At 38.0% G+C, this 18,899-nt stretch carries 18 protein-coding genes and 1 pseudogene; 7 read left to right on the top strand and 12 right to left on the bottom strand.

Annotated features, from left to right (window positions below):
- Window positions 1-2: 2 nt before the first annotated feature.
- The gene (locus ACIPUA_RS10345) at window positions 3-1,388 is read right to left on the bottom strand and encodes an SNF2-related protein (protein ID WP_449059661.1); all 1,386 of its coding nucleotides are present in this window, start codon (window positions 1,386-1,388) and stop codon (window positions 3-5) included.
- Window positions 1,389-1,447: 59 nt separating this feature from the next.
- On the opposite strand from ACIPUA_RS10345, the gene ACIPUA_RS10340 reads away from it, so the two are divergent.
- Window positions 1,448-2,152 (top strand): hypothetical protein, encoded by a 705-nt coding sequence (locus tag ACIPUA_RS10340; RefSeq protein WP_449059634.1) that lies wholly within the window; start codon window positions 1,448-1,450, stop codon window positions 2,150-2,152.
- Between the two features lie 3 nt (window positions 2,153-2,155).
- On the opposite strand, the gene ACIPUA_RS10335 is transcribed toward ACIPUA_RS10340, so the two are convergent.
- From ACIPUA_RS10335 to ACIPUA_RS10320, 4 genes are all read right to left on the bottom strand, one after another.
- Window positions 2,156-2,425 (bottom strand): VRR-NUC domain-containing protein, encoded by a 270-nt coding sequence (locus tag ACIPUA_RS10335; protein ID WP_449059633.1) that lies wholly within the window; start codon window positions 2,423-2,425, stop codon window positions 2,156-2,158.
- Window positions 2,409-2,636 (bottom strand): ANR family transcriptional regulator, encoded by a 228-nt coding sequence (locus tag ACIPUA_RS10330; protein WP_449059632.1) that lies wholly within the window; start codon window positions 2,634-2,636, stop codon window positions 2,409-2,411. The genes ACIPUA_RS10335 and ACIPUA_RS10330 overlap by 17 nt, the downstream gene beginning before the upstream one ends.
- A 67-nt stretch (window positions 2,637-2,703) precedes the next feature.
- On the bottom strand, window positions 2,704-3,240 hold the full coding sequence (locus ACIPUA_RS10325; RefSeq protein ID WP_449059631.1) for a hypothetical protein: 537 nt from the start codon (window positions 3,238-3,240) through the stop codon (window positions 2,704-2,706).
- Window positions 3,241-3,370: 130 nt separating this feature from the next.
- Window positions 3,371-5,428, bottom strand: coding sequence for a DNA polymerase (locus ACIPUA_RS10320; RefSeq protein ID WP_449059630.1), 2,058 nt, complete (start codon window positions 5,426-5,428; stop codon window positions 3,371-3,373).
- A gap of 19 nt (window positions 5,429-5,447) precedes the next feature.
- On the opposite strand from ACIPUA_RS10320, the gene ACIPUA_RS10315 reads away from it, so the two are divergent.
- Window positions 5,448-6,095 (top strand): hypothetical protein, encoded by a 648-nt coding sequence (locus ACIPUA_RS10315; RefSeq protein WP_449059629.1) that lies wholly within the window; start codon window positions 5,448-5,450, stop codon window positions 6,093-6,095.
- 14 nt (window positions 6,096-6,109) lie between these two features.
- Here ACIPUA_RS10315 and ACIPUA_RS10310 read toward each other — a convergent pair whose 3' ends face one another.
- Together ACIPUA_RS10310 and ACIPUA_RS10305 are read right to left on the bottom strand one after the other, a co-directional pair.
- Entirely contained in the window at window positions 6,110-6,661 is a 552-nt protein-coding gene (locus ACIPUA_RS10310; protein WP_449059628.1) for a DUF2815 family protein, read from the bottom strand.
- 15 nt (window positions 6,662-6,676) lie between these two features.
- Window positions 6,677-7,810, bottom strand: coding sequence for a DUF2800 domain-containing protein (locus ACIPUA_RS10305; RefSeq protein WP_449059660.1), 1,134 nt, complete (start codon window positions 7,808-7,810; stop codon window positions 6,677-6,679).
- On the opposite strand from ACIPUA_RS10305, the pseudogene ACIPUA_RS10300 reads away from it, so the two are divergent.
- From ACIPUA_RS10300 to ACIPUA_RS10290, 3 genes and pseudogenes are all read left to right on the top strand, one after another.
- A pseudogene (locus ACIPUA_RS10300) lies at window positions 7,764-8,546 on the top strand (baseplate J/gp47 family protein); the annotation flags it as partial. The gene ACIPUA_RS10305 and the pseudogene ACIPUA_RS10300 overlap by 47 nt on opposite strands.
- Window positions 8,543-9,202, top strand: coding sequence for a DUF2612 domain-containing protein (locus ACIPUA_RS10295; protein ID WP_181468581.1), 660 nt, complete (start codon window positions 8,543-8,545; stop codon window positions 9,200-9,202). The pseudogene ACIPUA_RS10300 and the gene ACIPUA_RS10295, both read left to right, overlap by 4 nt.
- A 4-nt stretch (window positions 9,203-9,206) precedes the next feature.
- A complete protein-coding gene (locus ACIPUA_RS10290; RefSeq protein WP_449059627.1) occupies window positions 9,207-10,637 on the top strand; it encodes a phage baseplate protein in 1,431 nt (476 codons plus the stop codon).
- A gap of 30 nt (window positions 10,638-10,667) precedes the next feature.
- On the opposite strand, the gene ACIPUA_RS10285 is transcribed toward ACIPUA_RS10290, so the two are convergent.
- The 3 genes from ACIPUA_RS10285 to ACIPUA_RS10275 form a co-directional block, all read right to left on the bottom strand.
- Entirely contained in the window at window positions 10,668-12,206 is a 1,539-nt protein-coding gene (locus ACIPUA_RS10285; protein ID WP_181468579.1) for a phosphoethanolamine transferase, read from the bottom strand.
- A gap of 119 nt (window positions 12,207-12,325) precedes the next feature.
- Window positions 12,326-13,246, bottom strand: a complete 921-nt coding sequence (locus ACIPUA_RS10280; RefSeq protein ID WP_449059626.1) for a lipopolysaccharide core biosynthesis protein RfaZ — start codon at window positions 13,244-13,246, stop codon at window positions 12,326-12,328.
- 105 nt (window positions 13,247-13,351) lie between these two features.
- Window positions 13,352-13,477 (bottom strand): hypothetical protein, encoded by a 126-nt coding sequence (locus tag ACIPUA_RS10275; RefSeq protein ID WP_272537537.1) that lies wholly within the window; start codon window positions 13,475-13,477, stop codon window positions 13,352-13,354.
- A gap of 117 nt (window positions 13,478-13,594) precedes the next feature.
- On the opposite strand from ACIPUA_RS10275, the gene ACIPUA_RS10270 reads away from it, so the two are divergent.
- Together ACIPUA_RS10270 and lpxL are read left to right on the top strand one after the other, a co-directional pair.
- Window positions 13,595-14,032 (top strand): hypothetical protein, encoded by a 438-nt coding sequence (locus ACIPUA_RS10270; protein ID WP_181468577.1) that lies wholly within the window; start codon window positions 13,595-13,597, stop codon window positions 14,030-14,032.
- Window positions 14,033-14,630: 598 nt separating this feature from the next.
- A complete protein-coding gene (gene lpxL / locus ACIPUA_RS10265) occupies window positions 14,631-15,554 on the top strand; it encodes an LpxL/LpxP family Kdo(2)-lipid IV(A) lauroyl/palmitoleoyl acyltransferase (protein ID WP_048607488.1) in 924 nt (307 codons plus the stop codon).
- A gap of 522 nt (window positions 15,555-16,076) precedes the next feature.
- Here lpxL and gltP read toward each other — a convergent pair.
- Together gltP and ACIPUA_RS10255 are read right to left on the bottom strand one after the other, a co-directional pair.
- The gene (gene gltP / locus ACIPUA_RS10260) at window positions 16,077-17,384 is read right to left on the bottom strand and encodes a glutamate/aspartate:proton symporter GltP (protein ID WP_048607486.1); all 1,308 of its coding nucleotides are present in this window, start codon (window positions 17,382-17,384) and stop codon (window positions 16,077-16,079) included.
- A 485-nt stretch (window positions 17,385-17,869) separates the two neighbouring features.
- Window positions 17,870-18,535 (bottom strand): GntR family transcriptional regulator, encoded by a 666-nt coding sequence (locus tag ACIPUA_RS10255; RefSeq protein ID WP_042844405.1) that lies wholly within the window; start codon window positions 18,533-18,535, stop codon window positions 17,870-17,872.
- Window positions 18,536-18,899 lie beyond the last annotated feature (364 nt).

Here is an 18,899-nt window from a genome sequence, read left to right as displayed (position 1 = left end):
TATTATTTCCTCTTCATTGCTTCTAAAAGAAGGTCTTGTATTTCGCGCTTAGAATTACGGCGTTCCATAACAACTTCATCCATAGTTCCCGCTGCGATAAGATGGTGAATAAATACAGGACGGTTATAACCAGCTTGAATTTGTCGAGTAGGGCCGATACGTTCAATGATTTGTTGGTATTGTTCCAAATCCCACCAATGTGAGAAAAAGACCAAAATATTCCCACCATCTTGCAAATTTAAGCCATGTCCGGCACTAGCAGGGTGTGCAAACAGAATCGATATTTTGCCTGCGTTCCAATCGCGTAATGTTTGGGGATCAGCATCTAAATTCTTGCCTTTAGGAAAGGCTTTTAATAGGCGTTCTAGGTCATGTTTCCAGTGATATGCAACGAGAATTGGCATACCGCCTGATTCGCTAATAATACTTTCCAACGCCTGAATTTTGGCATCGTGCAGTTCGACCCAATTTTTACTGTCATCGGTATAGATAGCGCCACTGGCAATTTGCAAACATTTTACCGTCTTAGCCGCTGCATTTAGCGCTTCAATGCCTTCATGCTCCAGCTCAAGAAACATCTCTTTTTCCATTTCTTGATATTGTTTTCGGGCTTTGGTTGGAAGTTCGAGTTTAATGATATTGTGGATAGGCTCTTCAATATCAAACCAATCAGCGGCATCTAGCGATATCGTGACATCTCTTAAAGCGTCTTGCATTTGTTCTTGAGCAAAAGGCCAAGGCTCTAACTTAGACCACTGTTGACCGGGGAATTGAATGTTATTGAACCAGCGAGAAGTAAAAGCGCTATAGGTTCTACCTAAGCGTTGACCTTGGTCGACAAACCACGCTTGCCCCCACAAATCAATCAATCCATTAGGGGAAGGTGTTCCTGTCAAATTAACCCATCGATGCACATGTTTGTGAGCCACTTTCGCCAGTGTTGCAGCACGTTTGCCTCCTTTACGAAGTCTAAACGACTTTAGCCTTGTACTCTCATCCGCAATGATGGTCCCAAAAGGCCAATGTTCACCAAATATTTCAACTAGCCAAACTAAGTTATCGTAGTTAATGGTAAATACACTGGCATTGGTATTTTTGATAGCGGTCATACGTTCTTTGGAAGTACCAATAATCGGTTGAACATCAATATTACGTAAGTGATTCCATTTAACCGCTTCATCTGGCCATGTTGAACTTGCTACCCGTAAAGGCGCAAGTACTAAAGCCGGTTGGGTTTCACTCCCCGCCATAAACAAATCTTCTAAGGCGGTGAGCGTTGCTACTGTTTTGCCCATACCCATACCCGCCCAAACATTTGAGCGTTTAATATCAATTTCGTGGCTGAGGATGAAATTTTGGTAGGGGCGTGGGATAAAGTTTTTAGATATCATAAGATAATCCAGTTATAATTTATAGTAACTATTTTATTTAATATGGAAGTGGATATATGTCTGGACGGTTTCAATTAATTAAAAGTGAAGTCCCGCTAATAACTCTAGTTACAGCGATGTCTTATTTTTTAATTTATTTTTATCACTATGGGTATGCTGACTTTTGGGGGTATCCTAAAGAATTTATTTCTATCGATATTTCATCTATATTAAGTGTAGGTGTTGGCTTTTTTTCGGCGCTACTTATAGCATTTTTTAACTTGAGATTTTTTTCTGAAAGTCCTAAACCAACTTTTCTGGAGGGCGCGATATACTCATCTATGGCGTTAGTTGCCATCTGTTTTGTATTTGGGTATTATTTATTTAGAATTAATGATGACTTCTATAATAGTAAAATATTATACCTATGTGTTTTTTTTATAGTTATAACTCCCTTTGCTTTTTATGGTTCTTTTAAACAGTTTTTTTCTGAAGAAAGAAATAATATATTTGTTTATATATCTTGTTTATTCTGTTTAATGGTCTTATTTTCTTATTCTGTTGGGTGGGTTTTCGCGTTATCCAAACCTGATATATATTCATATGGTGGAGGTACATTAATTTCGAGATATGGAGATTATTATGTTGTTGGCTATTGCAATAAAGAAAAAGCTAATTATGAATTAGTATCAATAAATACTCCACTTAAATTAAAACCACTATTGCATGAGGGAAAGGAACAGATAAAAATTTGTTTCAGGAATTCAACGATAATTCATTGATAGTTATAAAATTCTAGTTAAATCCTTACTATCCAAAACGACAACCTGAAACCCTAATGCAAAAAGCCTCGCGTGTTCCCTTAGTTGATCGGGGCGGGGCTTTTCACCGGGGGCCTTACACTCAACAAAAATGATTTTGCCATCGGGCAAAAGTACGATCCTATCTGGCACACCTCGACGGCCCGGTGAAGTAAATTTATAAGCGATGCCACCGGCTTTTTTCACTTCATTTACTAAATGCCTTTCGATTACATCTTCACGTACTTTGCTCATTACTAGTGCCTTTGTACATTTCGCGTTTAAGTTGTTTCATACAAAAATCAGAGCGTCGCTCACTCCAAATTTGATTGTTTCTTGCCCGTGCAAGTCGGTGTGCTTGTAACCAAGCGGTAGCCGCCTCAAAGTATTTACCCGCTTGCTCAAGACGAATAGCATCCCGAGCCGCGCGGAAATACAACGGGCTATCGTTGTTTTTGAAGGTCATGAAGATATTTCCTGAATTTTAGGTATAAAAAACCCTGCAATAGCAGGGTGATACAGACGATGTGAAATTAATTAATTGGAATGGCATTTACCGAAAATACAGCTTCTTTTCTGAGTTCTTCTAATTTTATATCTACGGTATTTTCGTGACCAATTTGCAGTGTTAAATATATTTTTTCATTTATACTGATAGGTAGTGCTTTGAATGGGTATTTTTTATATTCAGATAGATTTTCCGTGCTCATGGATAACAACTTATTTATTTGTTTTTGATTAAATGCATAACCTAGTGGTACTTTAACGAGTAGATTCGGTGCCCCCCGTATCAAGCAAATACAATCAAACATATCTAAATGCCCATCAGCTATAAAAAAAGGTTTTTTTATAGGACTAAAATTTATATTTCTCTCAGCTAAACACTCTTCCAAGATATTGACAAGGTTAGACCAATCACTATGAATATCTGTACCGCAATAATTCATAGAGTTGCGAAACTGTTTCTCAGATAAATATTTATCATGCGTATAAACATTACTTATGTGCTCATGTTTTTCTTTTAATTTTTCATTGGATAATGTACTAAATTGTTTTTTTAAATCGTTCATATGGATATTTCCTTAAATATTATTTTATATTTAATTTATATTGAGATGTATAGGATTGTTTTCAAGTGTCAAGATGAATTAAAATATTATTATTTATAATAATCTAACTTAGTTGTCATTATAATAAAGGTTAATCCTTCCTATAATGATAAGCCTCAAAGCCCCCGGCACTAAGTGGAAGGTCTAAAGCCCATTCGGGGTTAGCGGCGAGTAACTCAGATAAGTGCTCATGGTTGAATGCAGGGTTATCGAGTGCCTCGGTCAACACCTCATCGTGAACAGTGAGCACAATGTCATAACCGTGATCTTCAATTGTAGGCATGTTACCTGCGAGAACATCACGCGCTGCAGCTTGGGTTACGTTCTCCACCAATTTCCCACCGTAGGTTTTCAAACGCTGCCATTTGCGGCTATAAGGGTTAACGCCCATATAGCTGATTTGACCGTTATCATTACGTGGGGATGGGTAGCAAACCGCACGACCCGAAGGTAAAACGATACGTAACCATGCTTTATCGCGTCTAACTTTAAGCTTACGGCAAGAAAAGGTGATCCCCGGAGACGCAATCGCCCGACGTACGGTATCTTCTAATTCGTACCAGAAAGAGACGGTTTCAGGATGCGCATTACGCCACATGCGTTTTAATGAATCGCAGGTGATAAACACGGTTTCACTCAGGCCGTATGTTTTCTTGGTTTCAACCGATTTTTTATACCAACTGAGCGCATCGTGTTTAACCTTTGGTGGAATATTAGATAATGCAGCTTCGGCAAGTTCATCTAAATCTAAACCATAGGTGAGGGCGAATGTTAAGAATGCCGCGACACCGCCGCCGTACCCTAAGCCTAATTCCATTACTTTACCGATTTGGCGCATATGCTTATCAACATCTTCGGGGCTAATATTGAATGCTCGAGCATAGGCTAATTTATAGAGGTCAGCGCCGATACCTTTATCGAATTCACTGAACGCAGTAATCTTCCACGCTTCACCGGCTAACCAAGCGAGCGTACGGCCCTCGATATTCGAAAGGTCAGATACGACAAGTTTTTTACCCTCTGGTGCCATAATGCAACCGCGCAAAGCCGAACTGGTCAGTTGCATAATGTCATCATAAATGAGGTCGGCACATCCTGCTTTTAACGCTTCAATACCGTTATCAATGGTGTCTTGGTCAAGTGTTGGTCTTGGTAAATTTTGCGGCTGAAACAAGCGACCCGCCCAACGCCCAGTACGTGAAGCACCGCAAAATTGCAATGTTCCTCGCAAGCGACCGTCTGAACTCACACCATTCATCAGCGCTTTATATTTACTGGTGCTAGTGGTACTCGCTTGTAATCGTATGGCTAATAGCTCACGTAACGGCAAAGGAATATCCGGATCATTGATACGACGCTCTAATGTGCTTTTTTGCATATCAGGCAGGTCAACACCAAAAGCGGCAGAGATATGTTGTAGCAGAGCATCACGCTGTGTTGCCGCTTGTACTTCATTATCTGTCAAATCTTGGGTAAGTTTGGCTAAGCGCTTTTGTTCAATATCAACCGCTTCAATGGCTGCGGTGGCTAATTGAATATCCATACACACACCGCGATCGTTAATTCGTTGGTCACGGTGCCAGTGTTCTAACTCATTGCCGCGATAGTTCCAACTTGGTAGGCGGCGGTGTACTTCGCGCATAGCTTCGATATCTAGCCCTGCGTAAGCAACAAAACGTTTCCATTCTTCGGGATGCGTTTTGTTGGTGGCGCGGCGTAATGCTGAGTTTTTAGGGCGAGGCTTACAAAATAGCTGTATTAATGCTTTACCTTCTTTATCTTTGGCCTTATCCAAAGGAACACCAAGCACTTCGCATAATGCGCCTAAAGCACCGGGTAAACCGTGCGCTAGTGCTTGTACCATGGTATCGCGCCAGCGGCTAACATCAATTTTAATACCACTATGATTAAGCATCGTGCGGTCAAAATGGCTGTTATGTGCATAAATAATAGTGTTAGGGTCTGTTAACGCTTGCTTTAATTCAGTAGGCATAGGGGATTTATCTGTAATATCCCAAATGTTAACGGAATCATTGTTTAAAGCCCAAGCAAAAAGCATAATTTCAACAGTTTCCGCATAAGAATGCGTGCCGTATTTAATTGGCTTTTCACTGAATGTCTCGAGGTCGAGCCAGAGTATATTTTTCATAATTTATAGGGGGATTGGTATGGAGTTAAATATTCAAAATATAGGTGTTTTAGTCGCCGCAATATCTGGGGTGATTGTTATTTTTAATTACATTAGAAAAGGATTTTACTATCTTGATAATAAAGAACTAATATTAGCTTTGGATTTGATAAGTAAAGATAAAGATGTAATAAATGGTGAAAATAAAAAGTATATAGGTGAAATGGTTAATTATTATGTTTCAAGGCTAATAACAGGGGTTTATGATAAAGAAAAAAGAACTTATTTGTTACGGTTAATTAATTACAATGCTGGTTATGACTTGGTTTCGAAATTAAAAAATAAAAAAATAAAATTGGTAGAGCTGGATGGTATGGTTAAAGTTCATATTGATGGGAAATATAAGATTTTTAGAATTATATATTTAGTTTTTGCAGTACTATGCGGTATTATCATGTGCTACACATTATATTTTATAGTGACAGACCTTGTTATCGGTACTGATTTTAAAAAGTTTATATTTTTAAATGTTATGCTGTTTATTTTAGAAATCATAGGCTTATTAAGTTGGAAAGCATATCCTAGCATTGAAACTATAAATTATTTAAATGAAGAGCTAGAAAGTATTCATGCAAATGCAAATGCAAAGATAGAAAAAATAGAGCCTCCTATGGAATCTACATGCTAGGAGGCTATCTGTATTTAAATCAATGATTCTTCCTCTTCGGCGACACTTAAGTCGTCGAAGTCATCTTCACTCGCAACACCGCCACCTGCGAAGGCGTCACCATCACGGAAGAACTGAACCCCACCAAGTGAAGCTGAAATGCCTTTGCCTTGGTTGTCATATGCAAAAATAGTGATAGTTGCGTTGACGTAGCAGCCGGAGTAAGGGCGACCGTCTTGTGCGGTTAACGGAGTGCGGTCACGGTCAATAACCAATGGTCGCGCTTTGTTACTTGCACCGATGTACATATGGTCTGCATAGCCATCATACTCAATTTTCTCGTCACCATCGCGGAAGTTAAAGCGCATTGAGTTACCGCGAATGGACTTGAGAACCGCATCAGCTTTGGTTCCCCATTTAGCCGTAGCCACTTGCTTAATGGCATTTTCAATCGCTTCGATTAAATCCGTGCGGTTTTTCGGGATAAGAAACGTTCCACGGAATTTGTAATCGCCTTGCCCGTTAACTTGGGTTGCTTCGAATAAATCAGGGAATGCCAAACGGATGTTGGATAATTTAACTTTCATATTAGGTACCTTTAATTAAATGAGGTCAGCGGCGAGTGACTCGTCGGTCACATCGTCGAAATCGTTTTCTGGGTTGATGACAAGAGCAGGACGTGGGTCTGATTCGAATGTAACGACAGGCTTACCTTCAGCTCGGGTAATGAGCGACTCTAATTTTGTCCAGCGGCGAGGGTTATCCTTCTTGATTAGCTTTTCGGCTTGAGTTGGACTAATCAACTTCATGCTGTACATTTCTTCGCGCTTAAGCCTAAAACCTTTTAATGTGGCTTCGGCTTCGGTTTCATCACCCCAAGCGCGGTTACCTAGTTTACCTGTGACCAGTTTTAAGCCCGGTACGGTATGCCCTGCATTAAGTTCATCAGCGACACGAGCACGTAGGTTCTTACAAAAGCTTTCAACAAAATCGAGGCCTTTGTAAATTTCGGCTAACTGCGAGGGCTCAAGTACAGTAATACGCTGTGGTGCTTCGCTAAGTTGACCCTCAAGTGGCGCGGTTAAATCAACAAAGTCACCTTTCACCAGCTCAAGAGCGTGTTGTGCTTCGGCTGCACATAAACCGCCTTTGGCCTTGCAAAATCGACACTGTTTTTCACCAGGGTTAAAACAGGTTATTGGTAGAGTATCAGCACCCTCGCACTCGGCAATTGAGCAGACAACAACGGCTTCCGCAGCGGCTTCTTTTGCTCGTTCACCAAAAGCAATTAGCTCATCAACTGTTAGCGCCCATTCTGAAACGTGATTTAAGCGTGGCTGGTGGATGAACAGACGAACTGTTTTGAAGTCATAGAGCATACTGAATTGGTCTAAAGCACCTAAGGCATAAAGCTGTAGTTGCTCATTATTTTCAGCATCAACCTTAACGCCTTTGCCGTATTTTAAATCGTGAATTTGCAATTCATCAGGGGTTAAAATAACAGCATCAGCGGTACCGAATGAGTTCTCAACACCAATGACGTCAGAGAAATCAACTCGCTGTTCGACTAGTAATTCTTTACCTGTGGCTAGTGACCAAACGGTTTCAACATATTGTCCAACAGCTTCTACCATTTCCTCATCAACTCGAGGTGTTCCAGCTTTAAGTAAGGGGTATTTACCAAGGTAAGACGGCACCGCTACAGGCGATATGCGTTCCCTTGAGACTGGTGCAATTGAATGTGGTGTTGGACAGCTTGATAAAGTGGCCAGTTCAGTGCTTGGCTGGGAAACAGTGAATAACCCGACCTCTGCGATGTTAGGGCGAACTGAAGAGTCTGATTTGCATGCCCGACGCAGACGCAAACAAACATTGGCAAGAAATACGGTGAGTGTCGGAGAGGCGATTACATCAGCACTCTATGAGTTGGAAGGCGTGCGTTTTTTGGCATTCAGGGAGAACTATGGCGATACGCCAGTCATTATCGACGGGATCACCTTGGTGCCTCATAGCGTTTACGTTTGTGTTGAGGGCGGCGATAAGAATCAGATTGCGCAATCCTTACTGAGAACAAAAACACTCGGTGCGGCCTTTAACGGCAGTGAAGAAGTTGAGGTACTGGAGAAAATTAGCGGTCAAACGTACCCTGTGAAATTTGATAGAGCAAAAGAAATCGTGTTGTTTTGCCGGGTAACAGTAAAAAAAGCCACGGTGGATGCTCAGACTATTATACCCAAGGCGGTCGAGTCCTGGTCAAATGGTGATGTCGAGGGCGACGGTGGCCTAGTGGTTGGTCGTGATGTTTCCCCCTTTGAAATTTCAGCCGGTATTAACACCGTAGAGCCAAGACTGTTTATTGCACGCGTGGAGCTTTCAACAGATGGTAAAGCCTGGTCATCTGATAATTACACGATAAAACTCAATGAAGTTGCTCGAATAAAAGGCAGTGCTGTACAAGTGGTGATCGTATGAAATCAGTACAATTATTTGATTTTCATTCGGATTTATTAAAAGCCATTCTTTGGCAATATGAAGATGCAGACAATTTAAAAGCATTAGCTGGTTACAAATCTGCTTATTTTGATAAGTCGACAGTGCAGTTTTGGCGTAACTGGTACCGTGATGTTTTTAACATCGATACAGCGAATGAGTTCGGGCTCAACATCTGGTCACGTATCCTCGATGTACCGTTAGGGATTGATGTTCCGCCGAGTGATAAAACGAAAGTAGGGTTTGGTTTTGGTAAAAAGAAAGCCAATTTCAAAGCTAATTTTCGGCGTAATTCGGATTACAGGTTGTCACTGACGGTAGAGCAAAAGCGGCTGATTATCCGCATGCGTTATTTCAATCTCACTCAAAGCCCTACAGTGACCAATATTAATGAGTTTCTGCGGCGATTTTTCTGGCAAGCAGACAGCAAAGTCTTTGTGTTAGATCCGCTAGACATGACTTACATGTATTACGTCTTCAACTACAACCCTGACGAACGTCTAAGGCTTTTGCTAGAAAACTTCGACCTCATGCCGCGCCCATCGGGTGCTGGTGCCAAATATCGCATAGTAACGAAGAAATCCTTCGGCCACGGAAAATTCCGCAAAAACTTCCTGAGCAGTAATTTCGGAGCATAAAACAATGACTAAAATTTTTAAAGTTCCCTTTGCAACACAAGGGGATCGAACTTTTATTCCCAATGAAGTGCAAGCCGATGGCGCAGTGTCTTACACGCAAGGCTATGGATATGACTATGAGCGTGACCAAGTTTCAGATCCAGCAGCTAAGGATATCGAACGTGAAAAAATGAACGGGATATTTCACGATATCACCGAGGCGGTTGGGGAAGTTCAGATGTTCGGGGTATCAAAGTGGAGCGAAGAGGGTAAACCATACCCAATTCGCTGCTTAGTTCATCATAAAAACAAAGTGTGGCAGTCCAAAGTTGAAAATAACGAGGTAGAGCCCGTTGCCGGCGCTCAATGGGCTGAATTAAAAGCTGATTTAACTGCTGGTGATATCAATGTTTATAACAAGACAGAATCAGACCAACGTTTTCAACCGCTAGGTAATTATCTAGTTGCGGGATATAGCTACTCTAAGCAAGAGTCTGATACCAATTTCCAGCCAAAAGGCAATTATGCGCCAGCAGGTAATTATGCTCTGAAAGGTGATAGTTACACTAAAGCAGAAGGGGATGGACGCTATCAGCCGAAGGGAAATTATCAGGCTGATGGTTATAGTTATTCAAAAACAGAAACTGATGGAAAGTATCAACCAAAAGGCAGCTATTTAGCGGCAGGTTACAGCTATTCTAAAACTGAGAGTGATGGCCGATATCAACCAAAAGAGAATTACCAGCCGTCAGGAGATTATGCAACTAATTCGGCACTAACCAGCGGATTAAATACAAAACTCAATACAAGTAATGTAGCTCAGGGAACAGGGAGTTCAACAGCCAATGTAATGAGTCAGAAAGCGGTTACCGATGCCTTACAAAATGCCGTTAATCTCAATACTATCTACCCTGTCGGTATCGTAGTTTGGTTTGCTCAAAATAAAAACCCTAATACTTTGTTTCCTAATACTAAATGGCAATATATTGGTGAAAATAAAACCATTCGGTTAGCTTCGTCGAGTGGTAACAATGTCTTATCTACAGGTGGATCTGACTCGATAACTTTAAATGCATCTCAAATGCCAGTACACAACCATAGTTTCTCAGGCACGACTGCTTCCGCTGGAGGTCACACGCATTCGCGAGGTACGATGAACATAACTGGTGCATTTGCATTAGGTGGTGGAAAGTCAGAAGGTGAAGCCCCCGGATTTGTGGAAGGTGCATTTAGTAAAACTACACGTACATTAAAAGTGAATACTGCGTCTGGCACAGTGAATAGTTCTGTTTCGCAAGTTAATTTAGATGCGTATAAAACGTGGAGTGGAGAAACTTCAAATAGCGGGGCTCATACACATACGATAACAGGAGCGATTGGCAACGCTGGTGCTGGCTCGGCAATAACAGTAACTAACGCATATATCATGTTGATGGGATGGTATAGAATTAGTTAATGGAAATGGGGCAATTGCCCCATTTAATATTTATAGATGAGGAATTATATCATTAGGTAATTTATCAAAACTGACTACATTATTTTTAAAATTTAAAATACTGTCGCTAAATTTGCAGTCTTGATTTGAGATAAATTGACAGTTAGCTTTTTTATACAAACTAATACCAAGCCACTCAGAGTAGAGAGAAAGAAAGTTCATGCCACTGATTCGTGCGGTAATGAACTCTCTATTTACATCATTATAAGATGTAATAAAAAAAGGAACCGCGTAGTTTTCTTTATATTCATCCCCGTGAATTAAATCGAGTTTAGATGGCATGTCTCTATTTGAGAAAGAGACACCGTGATCGGCAAAATACATCATAGACCATCGTTCATTGCTTAACTTCAAATCATTGTAAATGGTGCGCAGTAAGCGATCTGTATTCTTCACTGATTTAACGTAGCAAGAAACTCGGTTACTAAGATAGAAATCATCATACTGATTGTTTGTTCTTTCACAGGCTGGCGTGTGGCTTCCCATTAAATGAACAACGATCAGCTTTTTACCTTTCACTTGTTGCTTAATAGCTGTATCAATATAAGGGATAAGTTCGTTATCATTTTCATTAGATGTGAAAGAACCTTTTTTGATAAAAATTGGGTTATCTGCTCGCTTGCCTATGCTGGCAATAGGAGTATCTGCACCACTGATGGAGCCTTGGTTCGAGATCCAATAGGTATAAAAACCGGCTTTTTTAGCGAGGGTAATGATGTTGTTCTGAATTTTCACATGCTCTGAAATGGTGTGTGTTAAAGACGGAACTGTGGATGGTGCAGCTGATATATAATTAGTGAAAATATTCCCATTTACTTTATCTAAAAACGGGGTGTTCTCTAATTCAAATCCATAGGAATGTAGCAAGTCTTTTCTAACACTTTCGCCGATAACAATAACATAAGTATCATACTCTCCAGCGCTGGTTAATTTTGGGTAATCATCATCTTTAGCTAGCATTTCACTAATGCGCTTGTGCTCTTCAATTGTTGAAGAGATGGCTGCTACTGATTGCTTTAAAAATTTAACTTCTGGAATGCCTGTATCTAATAATGAAAAATGATGATCGCTAATGGCTGTCTTTATAGGCGCTTGAAGGAAAATAATAGTAAAAATTGAAATAAAGACTAGTCGAAATTTATTTGAAATTTCAAATCTGAAACGGGTCGAAGCATAACCAAGCAGTAATATGAGAAATGACACTGCATAGTAGTAATAGGGGATATTAGAAACAAATTCGAATGATTCTTTTCTATCGGTGTATAGCATTGCTGTTGCAATATTGAAGCTCGGCTCGCCGTATAACATGGCTGTTGGGTAATAAATTGCGGCGATAAATGCTAAAAGGATTATGGATGTTAGGTATATAAATTTATTGGCGTTTACGGCGAGCAATAATAAAAACACAGCGAATGCATAGATAGCCTTAAATTCATATCCAAGAGCAATATGCGACAAACAAACAAAAAATAATAAAATACAGAAATTTAGAATGTTAATCTTCTTTAAATTTTGTAACGCAAAGCGCATTTAACTTATCTCACTTGGTAATTATCTTTTGTGATCATAGCGTTAATGCAAAGGCGCTGCAATGGTAAAAAAAGACAATCACATATAGCTACAAGCAATGTGCGAATCGCTTACTTATCTTAATTTTCTGTGCTTTTATTCTTCATTAACGCATTAATATTTTCTTTTTGAAAAGAAGTAATCGCACTATTAGGCGATAAATTAATAACGTTAACTCCAGCTTCCGCAAGGAAATGTGATGCGGAATTAAAGGCATTTTGGATTGTAATGAAATGATGGTCTAACGATGTTGGAAGCATATTTGAACGATTTTCATAAAACCGAGGCTTATCGAAATTATTCATATCTAAGCCGACAAAGTACAATTTTTCATAACCTAGAGAATATCCGATTTGCAACGCAGGATAAGCTACAGTGCCATAATCAAAAACGAATTCATTTATGTTAGATGAAAAGCCATAACCATTAAACCAATAGTGGTTATCGGATATGTAATCTTCATTAATTACTTTTTTCTCATCCATAAATAAATAACCTATACCACCAGTGATTAAATCTAATATCTTAAAAGAGCAGTTTATATCAGAAAAATCAATGAGTTTTAATATTTCGTATAAAGATAAGTAGTTGCAAAACAATGTTATTTCATCATCACTAACAATTTTTCTCACTAAATCGATTCTTTTGTTAACAAATGATTGGTCAATGATACAGTAAAACTGGAATTTAATTTCAGGGAGGGAGATTGCACCATTTACACCGAGAAAATCGTATTGCTCTTGGTCAAAGAAATCGGTAGGTACCTCATTCACGGATGGGCCGGTAGTCACAATAATCAATTTTTTGTGTGTTTTTGAGCTAGCAGGAAACATGTTTATCTTTAAACTTTTATTTTTATACGTAATTTCCGTTGTTTCATTGTTTTTATTTCTAGAAACATCAAATAAATACCAAATATTTTTATTATGGTGGTATTTTTTACTGCGAAACAGTCGGTACAGTGTTTTTAAAAACCAAGTTTTAAGCTTGTTTTCTGACATGTGAATGCTCATATGGATAATGAATATACTAATGCTTTATGCGGTAAAAAATTTCATTTTAGAGTATCAAATTATTGAATCAGAACAACGTATGAAAAATGCGGTTTAATAATATTTCTCATCATCTGTTTTAGTGCCACTGATAGTCAGTGACTGTGACGAACTCATGGCGACACGTAAACTCAATGGACCAAATCGCTCACCAATTCTTTTTATGATTTGCTCTTGCAGGGCATCACGGGTTCTATCGTTAGGCTTTTGCTTTAATTCTTTGACTTATAAATAGCCTTGCGAGAACATATTGAAATATTCAATTATTTTAAATATTCGATAGTAAGGGGGAATACTATGTTTTGTCGAATGGTATCATTGGTAGCGGGAATTCTTTTAAGTGGCTGTGTGTCTTCAGGAGTACCCTTTAATGAACCTGAAGAACGCCCGAAAAAGGTAGATATACCAACAAAAGTATTAACAATTAAATTGGACATCGGCAAAACAAGTCAACAGGAAACGATAGAACAGCTAGGAGTGCCAACTGACACTTCGTCATATGACGCTAATCTTTATGGTGAAAATATGAACGTACAGGAAAGTCATGTTGGAAAAAACTATGAGTATAAGGTCTGTGAAATGAGTCAGGCAGAAAAGACCCGTATTGTGATAAAAACGCTACAGATAGACAGAAATGCACCTGATTTGGAATATATTGTTGCATGCGGGACTACAAGGGAGAGAATATCGTTATCTTTCTTTGATGGAAAATTGAGCCAATATTCATACTATTAAGCTTTCTGTGTTCGCATGTTTTTGGGTATCTAGTTGGGTATCTTATTCATCGTTCATAAATCATTTCATTATAAATCAATAAATTAAAACCAACAATATTACTCCGGTAGCCGGCACCAAATAAGAACCCGTTATCTCTCAACCAGATAGCGGTTTTTTTCTTGCTTGTCATTCAGGTCATTCTACTGCTTTAAATAGTCGATGGGACATATTTGAGCCATCACAGAACATTAGCTTGTCGACCTTCATTGCATACTCAGTTAGATGATTTAGTACTAAATAGGTATCGCTTCCCACTCTCATTTTTCCAACGTTAGCCGTTGGTGCCTCATATTTCCTCTAATCACTGCCATGCTTTAATATGAGTAGGTAAAAACTATTAGTGTTTATCTGGTAAAAGTATAACGTGAGAAAATATTTGGTTGCTTATTCATAGCTGAGGGTAGTGTTTATACGGATTATTGATATAATACTCACTGTTTAAGTCAGCTTATATTGTTGTGGCATTCATTCGTTATGGCATTCATGTTGAATTTAACAGACGAAATGCAGTCTAAAATAGCGTGCATTCTGCAAAGGCGAAGTATTGGGAGATATAATGTACGCCACAAACCCGTTTTCACTGAAGTTGTTCCATCCAAAATATGCAGTAACATGGTTAGGGGTATCTCTTTTATATTTATTGGTACAGTTACCTTATACATGGCAAGTTTGGTTAGGGGCCTTCTTGGGGAAAAACTCAAGGTATTTTATTAAGCGAAGAGTCTCAATTATAAAGCGTAATTTAGAATTATGTTTTCCAAATAAAAGTAAAAAAGAAATTGATGATCTAGTCACCGAAAATTTAAAATCATTAGGTATTGCTCTATTCGAAACTGGAATAGCATGGTTCTGGAGTGATACAAAAGTTAAAAAACTGTTCCAAGTTAAGGGAATGTCAAATTATTTGGATGCAGTGGCCAAAAATAAAGGTGTGATTATTGTTGGTGTGCATTTTATGTCGCTAGAGCTAGGTGGTAGGATCATGGGGCTCTGTTTTCCTGTTAATGCGATGTACAGGCCACATAACAATAAAGCAATGGAATACATCCAGACTCGAGGCCGCTGTCGCTCCGGCAAAGGAATGATTGACCGGAAAAATCTCAGATTCATGGTTCAAGAATTAAAAAGCGGTAAAGCAATATGGTTTGCTCCAGACCAAGATTTTGGTAGAAAAGGAACTATCTTTGCCCCATTTTTCTCGGTTAAACATAGTTCCACATCAAAAGGGACATCAACCCTTGCTCAACTGTCACATTCGCCAACTCTTACTGTTACGTTATTAAGAAATAAAAGCGGCGTTAAATATGACTTAATACTGGGAAAGGAAATACTTGGATATCCGACGACAGATGCTTTGCTGGATGCTACAACGATTAACTCAGTGTTAGAAGCTGAAATAAGAAAGGCTCCTGAGCAGTATCTTTGGGCTCATAGGCGTTTTAAAACTAGACCTGAAGGGGAGGCTTCACTGTATTTATAAATTTGCTATTCAGTAAATTTAAATCAAACAGTGAGATAACCTGTTTAAATATTATGATTAGTAAGTGGTGAGTATTTTTTGATGCTATTAAAGCAAACCCACCAAATATATGACTAATGATTTTATTGTAAGAAAGCCTCGTATTATACGAGGCTTTCTTATTAGAACCAGTTGTGTAGTAATAAAAATGATAATGAAAATATAAAAAGTACCATAAGATGCTGGAGTAATTTTAAAAATAAAAGGAATCTTCTTAATTGGTTCATTCTTTCCTGCTTGTACTAATTAAAAATGACTTATTTAGCGTAGTAAAGAAATGAACAAAAAACGAATATAAAATAATTTTTTTGAAAAAGTGTGATGTAAATTAAATTTTATTAAGTAAGAGATAAGTATAAATAACTAAATTAAGCAAGTTTTATAAGGGATTTATATTAGTTGATTAATGGTGATATAAAAATAATAAAAATGCTCTCTATAAATTAATATAAAGAGCATTATCCTTTTTATATATTGAAATGGCTAAAAGGATTGTTCATATTCAAGTGCTTTTTTCTTATCATATTTGTGTTCCCATTTTGCAACTACTAGTGCAGCAAGAGCATTACCTACCACATTAAGGGCTGTCCGGGCCATATCAAGAATACGGTCGACACCAGCGATGAATGCAAGGCCTTCTAATGGGATACCCACACTGCCTAAGGTGGCGAGAAGAACAACAAATGATACACCAGGAACCCCTGCAATCCCTTTAGAAGTGATCATTAATGTGAATACAAGTATTAATTCTTGCCCGATAGAAAGCTCAATACCATAGAGTTGGGCAATAAATATCGCAGCAATACTTTGATATAATGTTGAACCATCTAAATTGAATGAATAACCAATTGGAATGACAAAACTGGTAATCGATTTTGGTGCCCCATATTTTTCCATTTTATCCATAATACGAGGGAGTACTGTTTCAGAGCTTGCTGTTGAATAAGCAAGCAATAATTCGTCTTTTAATATTTTCATTAAGGTGAAAATATTTATTCGACAGTAACGAGCGACTAAGCCCAATACAACCACCGCAAAAAATATAATTGCGCAGTGGACAAGTATGACTAATTTTAATAGTGGGACTAATGATGAAAAGCCGAAATTAGCGACAGTAACTGAAATTAAGGCAAATACACCGATCGGGGCATACATCATGATCATGTTAGTTACACGAAACATGGTTTCAGAAAAAGTCTGTAGCACATCAAGTAATGGTTGTTTTTTCTCTAAAGGCAAAGAAGAAAGCCCTAAGCCAAATAAAACAGCAAAGAAAATGACTGGAAGCATATCACCACTTGCCATTGCTGAAAAAATATTACTAGGAACTAAAGTCAGGATAGTATTAATAATCCCTGAAGGGTGGCTTGCAACTTCTTGGGTTGTTTTTTCATACTGGGATATATCGACTTGTGTTAATTGTGACATATCAATACCAACACCGGGTTGGAATATATTGGCGAAAGAGATCCCGACAATAATAGCAATGGTAGTAATAACCTCAAAGTAAACGATAGTTTTAAACCCAAGGGACCCTAGCTGCTTTGTATTTCCAACCCCGGCTATCCCTACTATTAGAGTAGAAATAACAATAGGAACAACGATCATTTTAATTAATTGAATAAAAATCTTACCAGCTGGAGACAGAATATTCAGAATAAGCCAATCTTTGTATTCAGTATTATCATGTAAAAGCGCCCCAGCAATAACGCCTAAAATGAGAGCTACCAATATTTGCCACCCTAGGCCAAATTTAAATGGTTTCTTTTTAGTTACTTGGTTTAATGTCATAGTGGAATCTCATTATATAAATAATATTTATGTATATGCTTTTTTATTATCATAAATTTTATAACCAATATTCGATAAAACTACAACTATTAACTCGAAAAAATAGAGTGATTACATTGGGTGATTTATTTCATTATGTATATTTTGTTATTATTTTATGTATAAACAAGTAATTGTGTAAAAATATATGACTAAATGTATCTTTTAAGGAAAGGGAGATGTTAGAGACGTGTGTTGTATTTAAGTAACTATTGGTTATTATTTTTTTAATTAATTATGTTATTAATGTTAATTAATTTGTCATAAGACTTAATTATGGGAAGGTAATGACTTAAAGTGTTTGATTTGTTGCAGGGAATAGAAAATATAATATAAAAAATAAATTTGAGGATAATTATTAATTAACAATTAGTTTTTGGCGATTATCTAACTGCTGAAAAATTAATCGAATCTATGTTGTATTATCCCGTAAAAAATATTCTGCATTAATTTGTTGAGGATTGGCTGCGCTTATATGCTGCAAGTAATGTGCGCTCTGATAAATCAAGGTAGCTACGTAGGGCACTGGCTGCTTCTACATTACGACCAGAGTCTAATAATTCAAGAATAGATTGGTTTTTATCAATATAAGGGGCATAGAGAATTTTGGGGTCATTAAGGTGACCAAATGCTAAGCGTAATTCTGCTGAAACATTACGATACAGCTTAATTAGGCGTTCGCTATCTGATAACTCGACAATCGCGGTATGAAACTGCATATTTGCGGTTCCTACACCAACCCAATCTTCTATTTTTTCATGCTCACGTGCACAGCTGACTGCCTCTTTCATTTTTTGAACTGCGGGGTGTAAAGCATATGCATGAGTGAGTGCGTCACACTCGATTAAGCGGCGTACTTGATAGATGTCAATAATAGCAGCCATATCAGGCACAGAAACAAATACGCCCCTATTTGGTGCGTAGGTGAGTAAGCCTTCTTGAGTGAGAACCCTAAACACTTCCCGCAAGGTGTTGCGTGAAATATCTAACACTTCACTTAATGTTGCTTCAGATAAGCGCTGACCTGGAGTGATTTCTCCCGCCGTAATTTTATAGCGAATAGTTTCTGCAATAGTCACGGATAAGGTTTGTGCAACAGGTTGTTTTTTCATAAAAAGAATAGTTTTAATTTAGCGATTAAATGAGTCGCTATATTCACATATTCGAGTTAGAGCGGCAAGTTTCCTTGCACAATGAGCACACTAGACTCATTTTTTGCACTGATATAGTGAAATTAAATAATTTTGCATCATTTTGGTGCTGATTATTTTGTAAGAAAGTAGACCGACCTCAATAATTTGTTAAAAAAGTGATCACGTCTTGGTTTTTAAATCATCAATAACGATTTTTATTGATTGTTTATTCAGCATCTCATATTAATTGTTCAACAATCCATTAAAGATGGATTAACAATATCTATAACAAGTAGAACAATGGCACGATAATTGCCTCAGTGATCATGACATCAACAATCAC

Source organism: Providencia sp. AGC89, assembly GCF_053543535.1.
The sequence above is the reverse complement of the archived record's forward strand: the minus strand, read 5'-3'. Positions and strand labels throughout refer to the sequence as shown.

Excerpts from the sequence above, each read along its gene's own strand:
- gltP (WP_048607486.1), bottom strand. The coding sequence starts at position 17,384 with ATGACATTAAACCAAGTAACTAAAAAGAAACCATTTAAATTTGGCCTA.
- ACIPUA_RS10315 (WP_449059629.1), top strand. The coding sequence starts at position 5,448 with ATGGAGTTAAATATTCAAAATATAGGTGTTTTAGTCGCCGCAATATCT.
- ACIPUA_RS10255 (WP_042844405.1), bottom strand. The coding sequence starts at position 18,535 with ATGAAAAAACAACCTGTTGCACAAACCTTATCCGTGACTATTGCAGAA.
- ACIPUA_RS10280 (WP_449059626.1), bottom strand. The coding sequence starts at position 13,246 with ATGTCAGAAAACAAGCTTAAAACTTGGTTTTTAAAAACACTGTACCGA.
- ACIPUA_RS10335 (WP_449059633.1), bottom strand. The coding sequence starts at position 2,425 with ATGAGCAAAGTACGTGAAGATGTAATCGAAAGGCATTTAGTAAATGAA.
- ACIPUA_RS10290 (WP_449059627.1), top strand. The coding sequence starts at position 9,207 with ATGACTAAAATTTTTAAAGTTCCCTTTGCAACACAAGGGGATCGAACT.
- ACIPUA_RS10340 (WP_449059634.1), top strand. The coding sequence starts at position 1,448 with ATGTCTGGACGGTTTCAATTAATTAAAAGTGAAGTCCCGCTAATAACT.
- ACIPUA_RS10270 (WP_181468577.1), top strand. The coding sequence starts at position 13,595 with ATGTTTTGTCGAATGGTATCATTGGTAGCGGGAATTCTTTTAAGTGGC.
- ACIPUA_RS10285 (WP_181468579.1), bottom strand. The coding sequence starts at position 12,206 with ATGCGCTTTGCGTTACAAAATTTAAAGAAGATTAACATTCTAAATTTC.
- lpxL (WP_048607488.1), top strand. The coding sequence starts at position 14,631 with ATGTACGCCACAAACCCGTTTTCACTGAAGTTGTTCCATCCAAAATAT.
- ACIPUA_RS10295 (WP_181468581.1), top strand. The coding sequence starts at position 8,543 with ATGAAATCAGTACAATTATTTGATTTTCATTCGGATTTATTAAAAGCC.
- ACIPUA_RS10330 (WP_449059632.1), bottom strand. The coding sequence starts at position 2,636 with ATGACCTTCAAAAACAACGATAGCCCGTTGTATTTCCGCGCGGCTCGG.
- ACIPUA_RS10325 (WP_449059631.1), bottom strand. The coding sequence starts at position 3,240 with ATGAACGATTTAAAAAAACAATTTAGTACATTATCCAATGAAAAATTA.
- ACIPUA_RS10320 (WP_449059630.1), bottom strand. The coding sequence starts at position 5,428 with ATGAAAAATATACTCTGGCTCGACCTCGAGACATTCAGTGAAAAGCCA.
- ACIPUA_RS10310 (WP_449059628.1), bottom strand. The coding sequence starts at position 6,661 with ATGAAAGTTAAATTATCCAACATCCGTTTGGCATTCCCTGATTTATTC.